Source organism: Staphylococcus roterodami, assembly GCA_022493055.1.
In the GTDB taxonomy this organism is placed as follows: domain Bacteria; phylum Bacillota; class Bacilli; order Staphylococcales; family Staphylococcaceae; genus Staphylococcus; species Staphylococcus singaporensis.
In genome coordinates, this window is record CP092781.1 from 33,608 (window position 1) to 51,667 (window position 18,060).

19 protein-coding genes and 1 pseudogene are annotated in these 18,060 nt (G+C 29.3%); 13 read left to right on the forward strand and 7 right to left on the reverse strand.

Annotated elements, in window-relative coordinates; genetic code table 11:
- Positions 1-157 precede the first annotated feature (157 nt).
- The 3 genes and pseudogenes from rlmH to ML436_00140 all read left to right on the forward strand — a co-directional run bounded on the left by rlmH (position 158) and on the right by ML436_00140 (position 3,710).
- Positions 158-637 carry a 23S rRNA (pseudouridine(1915)-N(3))-methyltransferase RlmH gene (gene rlmH, locus ML436_00130; protein ID UMT78207.1) on the forward strand — a complete coding sequence of 160 codons (480 nt, stop codon included), beginning with the start codon at positions 158-160 and terminating at the stop codon, positions 635-637.
- Positions 638-681: 44 nt separating this feature from the next.
- A pseudogene (locus ML436_00135) lies at positions 682-801 on the forward strand (IS3 family transposase).
- Between the two features lie 179 nt (positions 802-980).
- On the forward strand, positions 981-3,710 hold the full coding sequence (locus ML436_00140; GenBank protein UMT78208.1) for an ATP-dependent RecD-like DNA helicase: 2,730 nt from the start codon (positions 981-983) through the stop codon (positions 3,708-3,710).
- Positions 3,711-3,817: 107 nt separating this feature from the next.
- Here ML436_00140 and ML436_00145 read toward each other — a convergent pair whose 3' ends face one another.
- Entirely contained in the window at positions 3,818-3,943 is a 126-nt protein-coding gene (locus tag ML436_00145) for a hypothetical protein (protein UMT79453.1), read from the reverse strand.
- A gap of 197 nt (positions 3,944-4,140) precedes the next feature.
- A complete protein-coding gene (locus ML436_00150; GenBank protein ID UMT78209.1) occupies positions 4,141-4,743 on the reverse strand; it encodes a hypothetical protein in 603 nt (200 codons plus the stop codon).
- Between the two features lie 334 nt (positions 4,744-5,077).
- Here ML436_00150 and ML436_00155 point away from each other — a divergent pair, with 334 nt between their 5' ends.
- Both ML436_00155 and ML436_00160 read left to right on the forward strand, forming a co-directional pair.
- On the forward strand, positions 5,078-5,977 hold the full coding sequence (locus tag ML436_00155; GenBank protein ID UMT78210.1) for a hypothetical protein: 900 nt from the start codon (positions 5,078-5,080) through the stop codon (positions 5,975-5,977).
- A gap of 759 nt (positions 5,978-6,736) precedes the next feature.
- Positions 6,737-6,895, forward strand: a complete 159-nt coding sequence (locus ML436_00160) for a hypothetical protein (GenBank protein ID UMT78211.1) — start codon at positions 6,737-6,739, stop codon at positions 6,893-6,895.
- 166 nt (positions 6,896-7,061) lie between these two features.
- Here the strand turns inward: ML436_00160 and ML436_00165 are convergent, their stop codons facing one another.
- Complete coding sequence (locus ML436_00165; GenBank protein UMT78212.1) at positions 7,062-7,469, reverse strand: carboxymuconolactone decarboxylase family protein; 408 nt, start codon at positions 7,467-7,469, stop codon at positions 7,062-7,064.
- 100 nt (positions 7,470-7,569) lie between these two features.
- Between ML436_00165 and ML436_00170 the strand changes: the two genes are divergently transcribed.
- Both ML436_00170 and ML436_00175 read left to right on the forward strand, forming a co-directional pair.
- Positions 7,570-7,983 (forward strand): Lrp/AsnC family transcriptional regulator, encoded by a 414-nt coding sequence (locus ML436_00170; protein UMT78213.1) that lies wholly within the window; start codon positions 7,570-7,572, stop codon positions 7,981-7,983.
- Between the two features lie 61 nt (positions 7,984-8,044).
- Positions 8,045-8,518, forward strand: coding sequence for a GNAT family N-acetyltransferase (locus ML436_00175; GenBank protein ID UMT78214.1), 474 nt, complete (start codon positions 8,045-8,047; stop codon positions 8,516-8,518).
- Between the two features lie 103 nt (positions 8,519-8,621).
- On the opposite strand, the gene ML436_00180 is transcribed toward ML436_00175, so the two are convergent.
- On the reverse strand, positions 8,622-9,608 hold the full coding sequence (locus ML436_00180; protein UMT78215.1) for a tRNA-dihydrouridine synthase: 987 nt from the start codon (positions 9,606-9,608) through the stop codon (positions 8,622-8,624).
- Positions 9,609-9,916: 308 nt separating this feature from the next.
- Between ML436_00180 and ML436_00185 the strand changes: the two genes are divergently transcribed.
- Together ML436_00185 and ML436_00190 are read left to right on the forward strand one after the other, a co-directional pair.
- On the forward strand, positions 9,917-10,120 hold the full coding sequence (locus tag ML436_00185) for a DUF6007 family protein (protein ID UMT78216.1): 204 nt from the start codon (positions 9,917-9,919) through the stop codon (positions 10,118-10,120).
- Between the two features lie 48 nt (positions 10,121-10,168).
- A complete protein-coding gene (locus ML436_00190; protein UMT78217.1) occupies positions 10,169-10,465 on the forward strand; it encodes a TfoX/Sxy family protein in 297 nt (98 codons plus the stop codon).
- Between the two features lie 63 nt (positions 10,466-10,528).
- Here the strand turns inward: ML436_00190 and ML436_00195 are convergent, their stop codons facing one another.
- Together ML436_00195 and ML436_00200 are read right to left on the reverse strand one after the other, a co-directional pair.
- On the reverse strand, positions 10,529-11,749 hold the full coding sequence (locus ML436_00195) for an MFS transporter (GenBank protein UMT78218.1): 1,221 nt from the start codon (positions 11,747-11,749) through the stop codon (positions 10,529-10,531).
- Positions 11,742-12,293 (reverse strand): flavodoxin family protein, encoded by a 552-nt coding sequence (locus tag ML436_00200; GenBank protein ID UMT78219.1) that lies wholly within the window; start codon positions 12,291-12,293, stop codon positions 11,742-11,744. Before ML436_00200 ends, ML436_00195 begins: the two co-directional genes overlap by 8 nt.
- Before the next feature lie 112 nt (positions 12,294-12,405).
- Between ML436_00200 and ML436_00205 the strand changes: the two genes are divergently transcribed.
- From ML436_00205 to ML436_00220, 4 genes are all read left to right on the forward strand, one after another.
- On the forward strand, positions 12,406-13,266 hold the full coding sequence (locus ML436_00205; GenBank protein ID UMT78220.1) for a LysR family transcriptional regulator: 861 nt from the start codon (positions 12,406-12,408) through the stop codon (positions 13,264-13,266).
- A 254-nt stretch (positions 13,267-13,520) separates the two neighbouring features.
- The gene (locus ML436_00210; protein UMT78221.1) at positions 13,521-15,086 is read left to right on the forward strand and encodes an FAD-dependent monooxygenase; all 1,566 of its coding nucleotides are present in this window, start codon (positions 13,521-13,523) and stop codon (positions 15,084-15,086) included.
- Positions 15,087-15,248: 162 nt separating this feature from the next.
- Positions 15,249-15,674, forward strand: coding sequence for a MarR family transcriptional regulator (locus ML436_00215; GenBank protein UMT78222.1), 426 nt, complete (start codon positions 15,249-15,251; stop codon positions 15,672-15,674).
- Between the two features lie 562 nt (positions 15,675-16,236).
- Positions 16,237-16,839: a hypothetical protein gene (locus tag ML436_00220; protein ID UMT78223.1), complete on the forward strand. Its 603-nt coding sequence runs from the start codon at positions 16,237-16,239 to the stop codon at positions 16,837-16,839.
- Positions 16,840-17,130: 291 nt separating this feature from the next.
- Here ML436_00220 and ML436_00225 read toward each other — a convergent pair whose 3' ends face one another.
- Positions 17,131-18,045, reverse strand: a complete 915-nt coding sequence (locus tag ML436_00225; protein ID UMT78224.1) for an alpha/beta hydrolase — start codon at positions 18,043-18,045, stop codon at positions 17,131-17,133.
- Positions 18,046-18,060: the final 15 nt, after the last annotated feature.

Sequence of the window (18,060 nt, forward strand, 5' to 3'; positions counted from 1 at the left end):
CACAAATACACAAGTTATACACTAAAAATTGGGCATAAATGTCTGGAAAATATCAAAAACTGCAAAAAATATTGGTATGATAAGAGGGAACAGTGTGAACAAGTTAATAACTTGTGGATAACTGGAAAGTTGATAACAATTTGGAGGACCAAACGACATGAAAATCACCATTTTAGCTGTAGGGAAACTAAAAGAGAAATATTGGAAGCAAGCCATAGCAGAATATGAAAAACGTTTAGGCCCATACACCAAGATAGACATCATAGAAGCTCCAGACGAAAAAGCACCAGAAAATATGAGCGACAAAGAAATTGAGCAAGTAAAAGAAAAAGAAGGCCAACGAATACTAGCCAAAATCAAACCACAATCAACAGTCATTACATTAGAGATACAAGGAAAGATGCTATCTTCCGAAGGATTGGCCCAAGAATTGAACCAACGCATGACCCAAGGCCAAAGCGACTTTGTATTCGTCATTGGCGGATCAAACGGCCTGCACAAAGACGTCTTACAACGCAGTAACTACGCACTATCATTCAGCAAAATGACATTTCCACATCAAATGATGCGGGTTGTGTTAATTGAGCAAGTGTACAGAGCATTTAAGATTATGCGTGGAGAAGCGTATCATAAGTAGAGGAAGTTTTTAATTTTTATAAAAAATATATAAATTAAAAGTTAGAACAGTTAGAAACAGAATTATTTGATTATGTAAATTGGTACAACAATTTTAGACCACATTCTTCATTACAGTATTTAACGCCAATGGCGTTTAAAGGTATACACATGAAAAGTGTCTAAAAAACTGTTGACATTCCACTCTATATTTGATTGTAGTTGTTTATAGATAGTAAGATCATTCATTATACATGGATTTTTGTGACACAATTCCAGACAAACTAATAAACTAATAAAATAAAAAAATAAAGGCGCGAAAACAGGAATTATTAAATAAAATATTAATTTAATAAGGGGAACAAATGAAAAATATAGATATCGCAATTTATGATATAGATAAAGTTATTTGTAAAAGTATTGAGAATAACTCATCAGATTTAGGTTATTTATCACAAAGTATCTTATCACATTTAAGAAACTACGTAGAACATATTGGTATGAAATATTATTTCGAAAGTGTAAATGAAGATATGACTAATAGTTCTTCAAATATCTATAATGAAATACAAATGGGAATAGATCATTTTAGGAAGCATTACAAATTGAATTGGCTTAAAAATTTTCATGAATTACTTCAGCAATCTGTTTCTCATTATACATTTGATGAAGATAGATCCGAACGGTTATTTATAAAGTATTATGACTTAATGTTAGAATTAAAAGAAAAGTTAAAGAAAGATTTTGAAATGGATTTATTGCAAAGTTTATATAAAGTACCGCTGAATATTGATAGTGATTTAAAAGGATATTATCATACAATATCTCAATTAATAGGTAATAAATACACTGATAATGAATATGAAGTAGATAATTCAAGGTATTATATTGAAAAAACAAAACCATTTGTTATTGAAAATAAAGTATATTATGAAATTACATTTAGAAATGCAAATGATAAAACTAGTAAATACGAAAGACTGATTGGTTATTCAAAATATAGAATAAACACAAATTATGCTGTAAAATTCGCATTAGAAAGGCAAACAATAAGTTATTTAGGGATTAAAGCTAACGTAATAATAATAAATGATTACGAAATATCTATAAGGCCTTGTGAATTTAATAATTTTGCTAAAATATTAGATTACGATTTAAAATTACAACCAAATCATAATGAATATAAAAAATTAATGAAATTGCTAAAAGAATTTAATTTACATTTACTTGATATTGTTTTGTTAGATGACGATGAATTTAATGAATTGGAGTGTTTAGTGAATAGCGAATCAGCAGTTATTAATATTTTTAATGTGTTGAGACTAGCAAGAAGATATATTTTAACAAATAAATCAGGCGCAAATGTTCTTAGGTATTTATTATTTGTTTTTAACAATAGGATAATTCGTTTACAGTTACCTTATATTAGCAATAAATGTTATAAATTATCTAACCTTATATTGGATTATAAATGTGTTCCATTTGATCAAATGCCATTTACAGCCTCTTTAAAAGGCCATAATCCTAATATCTATACTTTGTTACAATGTATAGAATACAAAGGGAGAGAATATGAATTATTAGTCAGGAAGATTCAAAAGAATACTTTGAAGAATAAGAAAGTTTATACAATCAAAGAAGAAATTGAGCAGTATGGTGTTGTAAACGAACTAATCGATAAATATAATAATAATTTGTATTATAAGCATCGACCGAATAGAGAAATACATTCATTTGGTGATAATTATTATTTATATGAAAATGAGCAGAGTATTATGAGTATAATAAAGTCAATTAAACTGTTGTCAAATGAAAGCGTAGAGGGCTATTCAAATTCAGTAGAGTTTTGGCTAAATAATGAATATACATCGTTGGATTGTAAAGAAAAGAAGGAAATACTCTTAAGAATGTTTTCAAATAGCAAAATATCGATGGTATACGGAGCTGCTGGAACAGGGAAATCAACTTTAATAAACCATATTTGCAATTTTTTCTATGATAAAGATGTTATCGTCATAGCAAATACTAATACTGCAGTAGACAATATTAAAAGAAAAATCAAATTATCTAACATTAAAACGTCTACTATTTCTAAATTTTTATATAATGATAAAGAAAAGTATGACTTGTTAATAATCGATGAGGCAGGTACAGTTAGTAATAAGGACATGAATCGAATTCTTGAAAACAAGCAATTTGAATTATTATTAATTGTCGGTGATAATTATCAAATCGAATCGATAGATTTTGGAAATTGGTTCGAAATTGCCAAAGATGTTTTGCCAAAAAATATAATCAACGAACTAACTAATATGTATCGAACTAAAAATGATGATTTACTTTACTTTTGGAAATCTGTTAGAGAAAAAAAGAGTAATTTAAATGAAATTATTAATATGAATAAATATTCTACAAGATTAGATGAAAGTATATTTAATGAATTCAATAAAGATGAAATTATTCTTTGTTTAAATTACGATGGTATATATGGTATCAATAACATTAATAGATTATTACAAGCAAATAATAAAAATGATTCTGTAATTTGGGGTGTGAAAGAATATAAAGTTGGTGATCCTATTCTATTTAATGAAACTAATAAGTACTCACCAATACTTTTTAATAATTTAAAAGGGTCAATAATTGAAATATATGTTTTTGAAGAATATATATTGTTTGATTTAGAAATAAATAAAGTTATAAATGAACTTGATATTATTTTGTTAGAAATTGATTTAATAAGTTCTTCTGAAAATAGTTCGGTGATTAGGATTAGAGTAGAAAAAAGTGATGGGTTGAATGATGATGATAATGATTCATCTGATAGTATAGTTCCTTTTCAAGTGAGTTATGCAATTTCAATACATAAAGCTCAAGGGTTAGAGTTTAATTCAGTAAAAATTGTTATATCTGATGATTTAGACGAACAAATCACTAACAATATTTTTTATACTGCAATTACACGAGCTAGAGAAAATTTAAAGATTTATTGGTCACCACGAACTGAAAAGAAAATTATTGATAATATAATTTCTAAAAGAAACTTGAAGGATCTTTCTATATTAAAATCTCGAATAAAAAAACAAAATGCTTAGAAATTTTCATACGACGCTTATATAGAACCATAAAAACGCGATTTACGGGACCATGTAAATCGCGTTTTTTTAGTACCATATAAATCGTTCGACTAGTACCAGTGATTTTATTTAATTTTTCTCAACGACTCTACTTCTAAAAATATTTTAAATGACTTTGATACAGCACGAATTAAAATCGCATAAGCGATGACTTTCCCACTTAATTTCTTATGCCATTCTACGGAAGTCATTTGAGAACAAAGTATTAATGATTTTTCACGGCTTCTTATTTCGAATACCTCCATGAGATACTATTGTTCTTGTTCAGTTGTATACGGCAATAAAAAATCATCATTTACTAAAATAAAAGCGATGTAACTTTTACCATTTCCGGTGACACCTTTTTAAACCGCCATTTACATAAATACTATCTTTAAATATAACTTGATTATTTGAAAGTATGTGAAAGTAAATTAAGGATTGGTACGTTTTGGTTAATTAAATATCTACCTAAATATTCCTCTAATTGACTTGTTGCATGTTCATTCAGCAAAACAGGAATAATCCATGCTGTATATAAATAATCATCTAGAAAATCTCTACATGTAGAATATTGTTTTTTTAATTCATTGTCTTTTATATACAATGAAGATAATATTTTTCCGGAACCTTTATCTTCATCCATCTTCTTAAATAAGTCACCTTCTTGATTTTTAACTAATTTATATTCATTACCCTTAAATTCATATTTGAAATGTGATTTTCCAACTACGCAAACCATGCCATCTTTTCTTTGAGTAACATAGATGTAATTTATTATTGGGTTATTTCCATTAGCCCTATTATTATTTGTTAATGTGTTACTTATATTAGACAATAAATCCTCAAAATATGTAATAATATATTCATCTAAGGGTTTATTGTTATTACTAATATTACAATTTTGTTTGATAGCATAAAAAGCTTCTAGGTTTAATTCAAATGGTTCCGCGCTAACGATTTTGCTATCTTTGTTGTCTATAATAAATTCGATTAGTAATTTCTTAATCATTTCGTGATGTTTTCTAGGCTTATTGTAATGACAGGTTTTATAAAGCTGTTTATTAATTGGGAATTTTCTAGGAATGTTAGGAAATATTCTAGATTTAGACAAGTAATATCCAAATAAGTAAGTTAACTAAAAAAGTTTCGTTCAATAAATAAAATAAAGATATAAAATAATTTTAATGATTATATAGACTTTGAAAAGTAAATCAACAACTTTGATTTAAATATAATTGATTATATTGAATATAATCAGGGTTCATAAAAAATTAGGTTCAGAAATTTTATAGGTTGTTAAATAAGGAAGTATGAGGGATTAAGTATAGAAGGAGAAAAATTCTATGGATTTAAATAAATTTGAAGAATTATATAAAGGTTATAAAGATGATGATGTCATAGAGCAATTTGCTATATATGTAGTAACAGATGAAGAGAAAATAATGAAGATTACAGATAAAAAGCTGACTAGTGAAGATAAACAGGTTTTTCAGAAAATAGCCACTTTGAGTTATCGATTTAATGTTGTAAAGGAAATGTATGATTACTATCTTTATGATTTTCAAATAATTAAAGATTACATTAAAAATAAAAGAAATCTAAATAATGAATTTAAATCTATTGACTTTATCAATTTATATTTCTTGCATATTTTATCTACTGCAAGAACATTTTATCAGTATACTGAGAATTTATTTAAGTCTATTGGTGAGAAAGAATTTAAGGAATGGAAAAATAATATATCAAATATTTATGACAATAATTTTTCTTATAGATTATGTTATCAAATGAGAAATTTTACACAACATCATGGTTTGGCAATTACGAATATTAAAGAAAAGTTAGTTGTAAATTGTAATGGTGAAGAAATAAACGACTATCAATTATTTATTGATCCATCTATATTACTAAATACTAACTATAATTGGAATAAGGCATTTAAGAGCGATTTAGAAAATTACAATGGATTAATTGATTTTTATCAACTAATAATAGATTATGATGAGTGTATAAAAAATATGCTTTTATATTCATTTATAGGGTTAATAAATAAGTATAGCACTGAATTAAATCAATTAATGTTGAAAGCTATGGAAATAGAAGGAGAACCGGGTATACCTTTTTTAAGAAAAGCTAAAAAGAAAGAATTAAGGGAATCTTATGGAAATATTGGATTCACAGAATTAAAAGGAAGTAAGACAATAATTGATGTATTTAATATGATGTACGACTTAGATACTTAACTCGGTAAATTTAGTTAAAAGATTTAAAAACCGCATCACTATATGATACGCAGTGGCGTATCATAAGTAGGGGGGATTTTGAACTTTTGGACTTATCATAAAGTATGACGTATATGTAAGTGCTTATTATGATTTAATCAGATTCTTCAAATTAAATAATAACAAAAGTAAAGGGTACTTAGCGACATAGGAAATTATTAATTTTGAATAGCAGATGTCAATAGCGGTTTAAAAATGCTGTTTTATGGCGACTTGAAAATGTCGTTTTGAGCGGGTCAAGATGGTCGTGCTTTTAATGCGCTTTTACTTTTATTTATTCTAATGTTTACGTTCTTCATAGCAATTTTTATTTTAGGTAAATCTGAAAGAGTAGCAACTTTAAAATTTGCATTTATATCTAAAAATAATTTTAAAATAGACATGTTTAAACAATCAAAAGTGTGCATTGCTAAATCATCATTTTCAAAAGTTTATGGGTAGAACAATTATATGTAAACATAGTTATTTAAGTTTTGAAAAAGTAGGACTTAATTATCGCAATATTTGGTCTATATAAATGAAATACGATTTAAGTGAAGAAATAATACTTTGATATCTACAGGATTAATAGAAGTGATCAGTCGTATAACAGTAATTGCAATTTGTGAAAGTTAATTTTTGTAGTTGTATGAACAATTTTTAAATAAGATTATTAGGTAAGGCATAAATAGCCCTGTTAAGTGATAAACGATATAAAAGTGCTATATAGGAGGCGATATCATGATTACTATTGACTCGAAGATTAACAAACAAATCGCTAAAAACCTTTCACTTGAAGGTATGTATGTTACACGGGAGCAACAAATACAAATTCTTCATGCAATTTATAATGAGAAAGAAATTACAAATGAACTTATTCGTAAAGTCGCTTTTAAATAATGGAATATAGAGCAACTTTTCAAGAGGCATTAAATTATCTTGAAAAGTTACTCATTAAATAATAATTGCTCAAATAAAATAACATATAAATGCTCTTACCTAAAAAAATTCGTAACTAAAATATTTCAAAGTAATTAAAAAGTGTGATTACCCAAAAATTCATTTTTTATTCAGATAGCCTTAATATTGCTCCTAAATGTTGCTGTGCAGTAGTAAATAATACGAATGTAATTAATTCAATGATTTCTTCATCTGTCATCGTTTCTTTTAATAAACTTATACTTGATTCGGGTATGTTTTGTTTAGATTTTAAATAAACTTCAACAAAGCCAATACAAAGTAGAGATTTTTCGTTTAGAAATTTATTTGTAGGACTACCTTTTGCTTTGCAATATTGACATCCGTTTTGCTGGGCCAGTAACCTTCTTAATTCCTCTTTTAATTCTTTACTTATTGCCCCATCGCTACTTAAAAAATCAGATAAATTATTCCAGTATTTTAATAAGTTTTTATTATGCCCTAATAGTTTTTCAAATGGTGTGTTTCCAATATTACTGTATTCTAATAATGTCATATCCTCATCTCCTATCTTAATGATATACATGATAAAATTGTATGGAAATAAGATTTTGAAAGTTTATATCATTAAATGCTTTGAAAAGAGAGGATTTTCTATGAATGACTTAATAAATGAAAAAATAATCAACGTTTTGTTAAATAATAGTAGAATTACTATTAATGAATTAAGTAAACAAGTGAACTTATCTGCTCCAGCTGTAAGAGAAAGGGTAAATAAACTTGAAGATCAAGGTATTATAAAAGGTTATACAATTAACATAGATTATAAGGAATTAGGTTACGATGTAGAAATATTAATTGAGTTAACTATAAAGAATAATAGATACAAAGATTTTAAAGAATTTATTTCAAAACAAGATAATGTTGAGTTTTGTTATCGTGTATCAGGAGAGGCATGTTTTGTATTTAAGGTTCGGTTGGAAAATATGGATGAAGTAGAAACATTTGTTGATACCATACAGCCATATGGGCAGACAAAATGTCAGTTTATCTTTTCATCAGTTGTCTAAACTACATGGAAAAAGTTTAATAAGCATAGGAAAGATTATTAACAGAGAGAAGTGACTTAGTTTGGAATATAAATCTTACAACAAAATGAGTAATAATATTTTATCTATCTTGTTGAGTGAAAAAAATTTCGATAATAAAATGGTAGTCTCAACAGGTAGTTACATTTTGTCTGAGTTGCCATGTATTGTTGCCTATAAAAATAATGATATCGTGGGGCTACTAACGTATAAAGTTTATGATGAGTACATTGAAATCATTTCTTTAGATAGTTTTGTAGAGAACAAGGGTATTGGTAGTCATTTACTTGATTATGCTGAAATAATTGCCTCAGATATGAGTAAAAGAAGTATCAGTGTTATTACTACAAATGAAAATATTAAGGCACTCTATTTCTATCAAAAAAATAAATATAGAATCACAGACGTTATTTTTGATGCTGTAACAGAAGCAAGGAAAATAAAGCCGTCGATTCCTGCAATTGGTAAAAATGGCATTGAAATTAGAGATGAAATTGTATTGAAAAAATGTTTATAACGTATAAATATACGTTGTTTTAAATCACCCTAGTTCATACCAAAAAATCTTTAACACAAACAAAAAAGGAGGAACTTAAATTCCTCCTCAACCTTTATTACACCTATAATTCTATTTTAATGTCTTCGTCCATTTGGGCTTCAAATTCATCTAGTAGTGCTCTTGCTTCTGCAATTGATTGTGTGTTCATCAATTGATGGCGAAGTTCGCTAGCGCCTCTTATGCCACGCACATAGATTTTAAAGAATCTACGCAAACTCTTGAATTGTCGTATTTCATCTTTTTCATATTTGTTAAACAATGATAAATGCAATCTCAATAGATCTAATAGTTCCTTGCTTGTGTGTTCGCGTGGTTCTTTTTCAAAAGCGAATGGATTATGGAAAATGCCTCTACCGATCATGACTCCATCGATGCCATATTTTTCTGCAAGCTCAAGTCCTGTTTTTCTATCGGGAATATCACCGTTAATTGTTAACAATGTATTTGGTGCGATTTCGTCACGTAAATTTTTAATAGCTTCGATTAGTTCCCAATGTGCATCTACTTTACTCATTTCTTTACGTGTACGAAGATGAATAGATAAATTGGCAATGTCTTGTTCTAACACGTGCTTCAACCAATCTTTCCATTCATCGATTTCATAGTAGCCAAGGCGTGTTTTAACACTTACCGGAAGCCCGCCTGCTTTAGTTGCTTGAATAATTTCGGCAGCGACGTCAGGTCTTAAGATTAAGCCGGAACCCTTACCCTTTTTAGCAACATTTGCTACAGGACATCCCATATTTAAGTCAATGCCTTTAAAGCCCATTTTAGCTAATTGAATACTCGTTTCACGGAACTGTTCTGGCTTATCTCCCCATATATGAGCGACCATCGGCTGTTCATCTTCACTAAAAGTTAAGCGTCCGCGCACACTATGTATGCCTTCAGGGTGGCAAAAGCTTTCAGTATTTGTAAATTCAGTGAAAAACACATCCGGTCTAGCTGCTTCACTTACAACGTGTCGAAAGACGATATCTGTAACGTCTTCCATTGGCGCCAAAATAAAAAATGGACGTGGTAATTCACTCCAAAAATTTTCTTTCATAATATATTTATACCCTCTTTATAATTAGTATCTCGATTTTTTATGCATGATGATATTACCACAAAAGACGAACTTATACAAAAGGAATTTCAATAGATGCAACCCTTTTAAAGGGAAGTCTAAGAGTAGTCTAAAATAAATGTTGTGGTAAGTTGATCAATATACAAATCAACGATTTTCGCGTTAAATTGTTCATTATTAATGATACACTACTTATGAATATGATTCAGAATTTTCTTTAGCTACTTTTACAGTAAAGCAATTTTTTAGTTATCTTATAACAAAGACAAATTTATAAAGGTGATATTATGGAAGATTTAAAGCATTCTTTAAAAAGTTTAGGTTGGTGGGATTTATTTTTTGCGATACCTATGTTTCTGCTATTCGCATACCTTCCAAACAATAATTTTATAACTATATTTCTTAACATTGTTATTATTATTTTCTTTTCCATAGGTTTGATTTTAACTACGCATATAATTATAGATAAAATTAAGAGCAACTCGAAATGATTCATTAATACGAATGTGATTAAACATAAAACTGAAGGAGCGATTACAATGGCTACTGAAAAAGATGTACATGATTTATTTTTAAATTATGTGAATTCAAACGCGGTTAAGACAAGAAAGATGATGGGAGAATATATTATTTATTACGATGGCGTGGTTATAGGTGGTTTGTATGATAATAGATTATTGGTTAAAGCGACTAAAAGTGCCCAGCAGAAATTGCAAGATAATACATTAGTTTCGCCATATCCAGGTGCTAAAGAAATGATATTAATTCCAGACTTTACCGAAGCAACAAATCTCACTGATTTATTTAAGACCATAAAAAATGATTTGAAAAAGTGAAGTGTGGGTGCAGAGAGAACTAAGCCCATCGATAAATGGTCGCTTGTTAAAGAAGAGTGACGGTCACTCTTCTTTATGTGCATATTTTATTTTGCCTGTTTTGTTTACTGGCAGCAGTGTAACAAATATCAATAGGGATAAAATGAGTATAATATAGAAACCGAATTTATCATTGATTTCATTAATCCATCTTCCTAAAAATGGAGAGATAAAACTTTGCAGTAACAATGAAATTGACGTCCAAATTGTAAATGAACGACCGACATATTTATCTGAAACAGTGTTCATTATAGCTGTATTCATATATATTCTGATTGATGAAATTGAATAGCCTAGTATAAGTGATCCTAAGAATAAGTAAAATGCTGAATTTATCCAAATAAATAATGCTGAATTTATGATTAATATAAAATACAACAAAAATATTAATGTTCTAGTTGTAATTTTCTTCGAAAGAATAGCTGAAATTAAACCTGCACATAATCCTCCAATGCCATATAACATATCTGAAAAACCAAATTGTACAGACGAAAGTTTTAAAACATTATATACATATCCTGGTAATGATATGTTAAAGATCATTGTAAACACCATTGGTATGATTGAAATAACTCCGAAAATAAATATCATCATGTTGTCTTTTAAAAATTTCCATCCCAATAAATACTCTTGCAATAAACTATTTGTTGATTCTTCCTCTGAATGCGTGGGTTTATCTACATGCAATCTAAACAACATAATAATGCTAATTAGAAACATAATTATAGTCATCGCTATAATTAGAGTGAATCCATTTATTTTATATAATACTCCTGATAATCCACCTGCAATAAACATACCTGTTTGCAAACTAATCTCTAATAGAGAATTAGCATCTGTATATTGATCTGGTTTTAAAATCTGTTTAACTAAACTTCTAGATGTTGTCATATACGTAGTCCAACCTATCCCATTAACAATCGCAAATCCAATCACTAAATAGGTCTCAAAGCCTATAATTATGAGTGCTACGACAATGAGTAAATATAATATTACCTGAAGAAGATAGGTGATTAAAATAATGTTTCGTCTATTATATTTATCGGCTAGTCCACCTATAATAGGAGAAGCTAAGAAACCAGATAATACATTTAAAGCTAACATAATACCTAATAGTTGGGAGTCGTTGGTTTTGTCGATTAAATACCAATTAGCTCCAACAGTACTAATTCCAACTCCGAATGCTGAAATTATTTCAGCTAAAAAGAACAATCTGAAGTTTTTAATTTTCAACAAATCAGTCATAAATATCACCTTTTTTCAATGCAAGATTTGTATTTGTGAGTGCTTCCATAAATTGAGAGTCATTTAAAACATCGAACGGTTTATTACCTTCACCGATTAAAAATCTATAGTTTGTAATATTCATAAACTCAAATATTAATTTGAATTGGTTGATTAAAGGTTGTGCTTTAGTGCGGGGATTATCGCCACCTATGATTAAAACCAAATACTTTTTTTGTGACATGATTTCTTTGAAATTATCTATTTGCGTATCTCGCAATGATTCAGTCCATCTATCAATGAAAAGTTTTAAAGATGCACTCATGGAGTACCAATAGAGTGGTGTTGAAAAAATAATAATATCTGATTCTAAAACTTTGTTTAAAATTTGTTCGTAATCATCATTATGAAAGCTGGAATCTTTGCTATGACGATTATCTGTAACTTTTTCAATGTTACTTTGATATAAGTTTACAAAGTTGACATTTAAATTCTTCAATAGATTCTCTACTGCTATATTTGAATTGCCATCTTTTCTACTACTTCCAAATAAGCAAGTAATCATAATCATAACTCCTTTCGATTTACCTTTATGATAATATTTAATATATTATTATTAAATCAGAATTCTTAGAATTCAGGATTCGATAAAAGTGAATCCTAAAGGAGGTAATATATTGAACTTAAACATTTTAAAATCATTTTTAGTTACTAGTGAAACTAAGAACCTTACTAAAGCATCAGAATTACTTAACTATTCACAGTCAACTGTATCTACACATATTGAAAAGTTAGAAAAGCAGTTAGGAGTTAAATTATTTTATAGAAAAAAATATGGTATGGAACTGACTGAAGAAGGCTTAGCATACGTTAAGTACGCTAAAGTGATCTTAGATAGTAATAACGAATATGAAAGAGAAATAAAAGGGCTTTACAATAAGACGGTAAATATAAGTATTAACATGCAAGAAAGTCAGTATCTGTATCGCTACTATAATAAGATTAGCGAATGGTTAGCTGAACACTCATATGTAAATTTGAAGTTTAAATCCGCACATTCTAATTTCTATATTAAAGAAGAAATTGCTAATTTTAAATCGGATATTAGCCTTATCACAGATGAAAAAATTATCAATAGTAACTTAACTGCTATTCCTATAACTGAAGAACGTTTAATATTTGTTACTAACAAAGAGATGAAAAATTTCAAATTAAACGATATTCCAAAACATACATTACTTGTTACTGAAAAAGGGTGTAGTTACAGAGAACAGTTAGAAAAGATTCTCTATAAATATAGCTTTTCAACAAAACAAATGATTGAATTTCTAGGAATTGAGTCATTAAAAAAACACTTGAAAAATTCAGGTGGGATTGCGTTATTGCCGGAATTTATTGTTGCAGATGAATTAGAAAATAAAAGTTTGTTTCAAATAGACGTAGATGTCGATATTCCGAATTTAGAAACAACATTGATAATTAATCCTGAATCCAGTAAGCAAGTACTAGAATCTTTTGTAAAAGATGTCTTTTTATAATTACTGTTTGATTTTTTGTTTTATACAGTTCTAACTTTTAAAATATAATTCGAAAGCACAGATTTAAGAGTATATACCATTGGAAAATTTAATTTTGTATTAAACTACGCACACTAAGCCTTCAATCAAGCTCATATTAGTTAAAATTTTAAAGGCTTGACATTCATTCACCAAAATAGTAAAGTACTTAACAGATAAGTAACTAACTATAGAATTAACTACTTTTAAAATTGAAATTAAAAGGAGTCTTTAAGATGAATAATAGAGATAATCATACGTCTGTACTTGTAGTAGGTGGTAGTTTAGTAGGTTTGTCTACTAGTGCATTTTTATCTAACCAAAATGTGAAAAATATTGTAATTGAACGTCATCCGAGTAGTGCGTTGCATCCTAAAGCGATGGGATTTACTCCTAGAACTATGGAAATATTCGATAAAATTGATATCGCAAAATTGATTCCACAGTCACCATCTAATTTCCGATTAAGAAGAGCTAGAATTGAAAGTTTAGACGGTGAATGGTTTGAGGAAACAGAATGGACACCTGGTGATGTTGATGAAAGTAAAGTTAGTTACTCACCATTTAATGGTGCCGCAATTGCACAGGATAAATTAGAACCTATCATTATGAATCGTGCTAGAGAACTTGGCTCAGACATTAGAATGAACACAGAGCTAGTCTCATTTAGTCAAGATAAATATGGTGTTACTGCAACTGTTAGAAACCGTGAAAATAATGAAGAATACGAAATTACAGCCGACTATCTTGTAGCAGCAGATGGTAATCGTAGTCCAATTCGTGAAAAGTTAGGAATTGAGCGTGAAGGTGTTGGGGATTTAAGAATTATGCGTAGTGTTCTATTCAAAGCGCCATTAGATGCATATTTAGAATCAGGTGTACGTCAATTTGATATAGATCAAGAAGATTTAAAAGCCTTTTTAACAAGTTATGGTGACGGTCGTTGGGTATTAATGTTTAAAGACGATATTGAGCGAACTGAAAAAGAGATGTATCAAGATATAATTAAAGCTATTGGTCGTAACGATTTAGATATCGAAATTATTACAAGTGGTCGTTGGGAATTAGCTGCTTTAATAGCTAAAACATTTTCAGTAGGTAGAATCTTTTTAGCAGGAGACTCAGCACATACATTGCCACCAACACGAGGAGGTTTCGGTGCAAATACTGGAATCCAAGATGCATATAATTTAGCTTGGAAACTAGCAGCAGTTATTTCTAAAAAAGCAACATCAGATTTGTTAGATACGTATGATAAAGAACGTCGACCTGTGGCTAATATGCGACATGATCAAACGTTTGCTCGTCCTGACTACAAATCATATACACAAAATAATTACGACATTGCTGTAATTGACGATGATGCGATAGAGTTTGGTGAATTATATCGCTCTGATGCAATTATTGGAGCAGACGATTCATTGCCATCCGCTTTATGTCTTGATCAATGGAAAGGTCAACCTGGAACACGAGTACCGTATTTAACTTTTAATAATCAAAACAAAGAAAGTTCAACACTTGATATCGTTGGTGACAATTGGATTATATTAACAGCAGATAAAGTATGGAAAGATATTGCCCAGGAAATGGTTGGTCAATTTGAAGCAACGATTGATATTTTCCAAATAACAAATGAAAATGTAGGCAAGCAAACATTTTGTGATGCATTTGGTATAAGCGAAGATGGTGCAGTAGTTGTTAGACCAGATGGTGTAATAGCTTGGCGCTCTGAAAATAGACCTGAAGATACAAGAGGTATTTTGAAATCAACATTAGACAAATTGTTATTTAAAGATAAATAATTACCGAAGTTTTATTTTAAAGAGTAATGTAACAGTGATGCTTGAAAATTACAGTTGATACATTCATATTTAAGTTATACTAAATCAAGCTTCCTTAAATACTTTTGCAAAGGTACTAAGGGAGTTTGTATTATTAATTACGTATTGAAAGGGTCTTAAACTATGACAAATTATGCTGTTCAAACGATACGAGAAATTCAAGAAATTGCTTTAAAAAGTAAAATTGATGCAAATGAAGCGATTCAAGATTTGGGATTATCTGCGCAACAAGGTCGCATTATTAAATATATTTATACACATCAAGATCAGTCTGTGAGTCAAAAAGATTTAGCCGATTACTTTAACGTTTCGACAGCAAGTATTGGTGGCTCTCTAAAAGTGTTAGAAAAACACAATTACATTAAACGTACGAGAAAGCATGAAAATGCGAGACAATACGATATTATTGTCTTGCCATTAGGAGAAAGTATTATTGATGATTTTGACAAAAAAATAAAAGAAAACAATGAAAAATATAAGAGCTTTTTATCAGAAGAAGAGTTTAAGACTTTACATGAGTTATTAGTTAAGATAAAAACACAATTTTAGTACGTGAAAAATATAGATTAGTTTGAGTTATTCAATATATAATCTGCTATATGAGTGCATTATGTAAATGATAAGTGCACCATATAGCAGGATGGATATCGTTAAGTTTATCTATGTAACTTACATCTTTGATACTACAGAAGTTCGATCATTTCTTCAATCGTCTCATAATCATTAAATGCCACTAAGCACGACCCGATTGTTTCACACTTTTTTCAAATCTTTAAATAGCGTTCATTATGAATGACGCCATCTATAACATTTATTTATCTTATAAAATAGTACAATTACAAAGCACCACAACGGCGACTGGACTCACCTTAAATCATAACGACAACCGCTAAAAATTGATTGCACAACACATCATAAATTGCCATACTCAACTATTTTGAAAAGCATCATTTTCATATTATTAAATTATTGAGTAGCTCAATTTATTGTTATACACAAACAGTATTTTTGTTATGATAGAGTTAATAAATTGAATAAATAACTTTACAAAAATTAGAATGATTCAATTCAATCATAATTGTTTGAAAATATAGATGAGTAGGTGAACGATATGTTAATTAGTCTCATAATCCCAGTTTTTGCTTTGTTAGTTATTGGTGGTATTATTTGGGCAATTATAGAAGGTATAGTACATATTTCAAAAAAGAATAAAGCAATTGATAACTTTTTTAACAAAATTAATAAAGTTAGTGAGACATATAAATTCGCTACTACTTTTTTATTTCTAATCTTGGCTACGGCTGGTATTTCTCAATTTTATCTATATTATATAGTATCAGCATTTCTTTTTTGGCTTGTCATACTTACCTTTGGTATTGCAGGTATCATTTTTTTAATGCCATATGGATTATGTTTTCTACCGTTTTATAAGCAAAAAAAGAAAAAACAGACATTTAAAAAATACATGGCTTACACTACGATTGGTTTGTCAATTTGTCTAGGCTTATCTCTAGTTTTGGTTCACACTACGAAAATTTATATGGACGAAGGTGGCGTAAGATACTATTACGGTAGTTTTGTAATGAAACAAGCGGGCGGTTATGCTTATTTAGCTTTAGCGGTACTTTCAACGTTGTTAATTGTTGCGAAAAAAGCTACAAATAAAAATAAAGAAATCGAAACCGTCGACAATACAAATATAACGGAAAGATAATTAAGGGAGTGCTTATTCAGGAGTACTCTTTTTTGATGTTCAAATTTAGTTGGAAATGAAGAAGCGGAAACATTTGTGAGTGGAAAATAAAAGTTAAGCTGAAATCCTATCGAACATATCTGTAAAGCAAAAAATTAACGCCACAATCTTCATCTTAATTAAAAACAGACATTCTAGTAACATGCTTTTTCAAACACTAATCTAATAATAATTCTATCTACAAAATATTTCTACGCACTAAAAAAGGCGGACAAAATCGTCCGCCTCAATGCACACTACCGCATGTTGTTTTTATAAAGTTTCTTTATAGAATGATTCAAGTTTTGGTAACACTTGATTTACATATTCTGGAATATCATATAAATCTACGTGTGATGCACCTTCAATTTTATATAATTCATTGTTGTCGCCTGCTGCTTTTTCAACAGCATCAACGCTATATTCAATCGTGTCTGCTTCTGTACCTGCGATTGCTAAGAATGGTTGTGTCAACAATTCATCAATATATGTGAATGGCGCAAATGTTAATACTTCTGAAAAACTTCTTAATAATAGTTTGTTTGGTGCGTTTTTATGGCGACCACGTTCAGTTAAATAATAATCATGCCCTTGTACCATTGTTGAATTTTCAGGCATAGAATCATCAATTTCTTCAGGAACATAGCCAGTGATGCCATAATCTGCACCATTTGCTTCAGCTGTACGTTGATCTGCAACTTGTGTCATAAATGCCAGTTGATCATCTATTGATACTACATCGCCAGGACCTTTACGGAATAAAGCACCAATATCTACCATACTTACAGTTGCAAGTGCTTTAATGCGACGTTCTGTTCTTGCTGCACTTACTGTATATCCACCACCTGCACAAACGCCAAGCGCACCAATTCTGTCATTATCCACAAAGTCTAATGTTGTAAGATAATCAACTGAAGCTCTAACGTCTTCTGTTCTCGCAAATGGATCTTCTAAATATCTAGGAGAGCCTTCACTTTCACCTTGATGTGATGCATCATATACAACCGTAACGTAGCCAAATTCCGCAAGTTTCTCTGCATACATACCTGCAGTTTGTTCTTTAACACCGCCACCTGGGTGACAAACTGTAATTGCTGGATATTTTTTGCTTTCATCAAATTGTTCTGGTGTATATAAATTCGCTGCTAATAAATTTGTTTTACTTTTAAAATTAACTGATTGTTTCATAGATTAAATGCCTCC

Excerpts from the sequence above, each read along its gene's own strand:
- rlmH (UMT78207.1), top strand. The coding sequence starts at position 158 with ATGAAAATCACCATTTTAGCTGTAGGGAAACTAAAAGAGAAATATTGG.
- ML436_00140 (UMT78208.1), top strand. The coding sequence starts at position 981 with ATGAAAAATATAGATATCGCAATTTATGATATAGATAAAGTTATTTGT.
- ML436_00145 (UMT79453.1), bottom strand. The coding sequence starts at position 3,943 with ATGACTTCCGTAGAATGGCATAAGAAATTAAGTGGGAAAGTCATCGCT.
- ML436_00150 (UMT78209.1), bottom strand. The coding sequence starts at position 4,743 with ATGATTAAGAAATTACTAATCGAATTTATTATAGACAACAAAGATAGC.
- ML436_00155 (UMT78210.1), top strand. The coding sequence starts at position 5,078 with ATGGATTTAAATAAATTTGAAGAATTATATAAAGGTTATAAAGATGAT.
- ML436_00160 (UMT78211.1), top strand. The coding sequence starts at position 6,737 with ATGATTACTATTGACTCGAAGATTAACAAACAAATCGCTAAAAACCTT.
- ML436_00165 (UMT78212.1), bottom strand. The coding sequence starts at position 7,469 with ATGACATTATTAGAATACAGTAATATTGGAAACACACCATTTGAAAAA.
- ML436_00170 (UMT78213.1), top strand. The coding sequence starts at position 7,570 with ATGAATGACTTAATAAATGAAAAAATAATCAACGTTTTGTTAAATAAT.
- ML436_00180 (UMT78215.1), bottom strand. The coding sequence starts at position 9,608 with ATGAAAGAAAATTTTTGGAGTGAATTACCACGTCCATTTTTTATTTTG.
- ML436_00185 (UMT78216.1), top strand. The coding sequence starts at position 9,917 with ATGGAAGATTTAAAGCATTCTTTAAAAAGTTTAGGTTGGTGGGATTTA.
- ML436_00190 (UMT78217.1), top strand. The coding sequence starts at position 10,169 with ATGGCTACTGAAAAAGATGTACATGATTTATTTTTAAATTATGTGAAT.
- ML436_00195 (UMT78218.1), bottom strand. The coding sequence starts at position 11,749 with ATGACTGATTTGTTGAAAATTAAAAACTTCAGATTGTTCTTTTTAGCT.
- ML436_00200 (UMT78219.1), bottom strand. The coding sequence starts at position 12,293 with ATGATTACTTGCTTATTTGGAAGTAGTAGAAAAGATGGCAATTCAAAT.
- ML436_00210 (UMT78221.1), top strand. The coding sequence starts at position 13,521 with ATGAATAATAGAGATAATCATACGTCTGTACTTGTAGTAGGTGGTAGT.
- ML436_00215 (UMT78222.1), top strand. The coding sequence starts at position 15,249 with ATGACAAATTATGCTGTTCAAACGATACGAGAAATTCAAGAAATTGCT.
- ML436_00220 (UMT78223.1), top strand. The coding sequence starts at position 16,237 with ATGTTAATTAGTCTCATAATCCCAGTTTTTGCTTTGTTAGTTATTGGT.
- ML436_00225 (UMT78224.1), bottom strand. The coding sequence starts at position 18,045 with ATGAAACAATCAGTTAATTTTAAAAGTAAAACAAATTTATTAGCAGCG.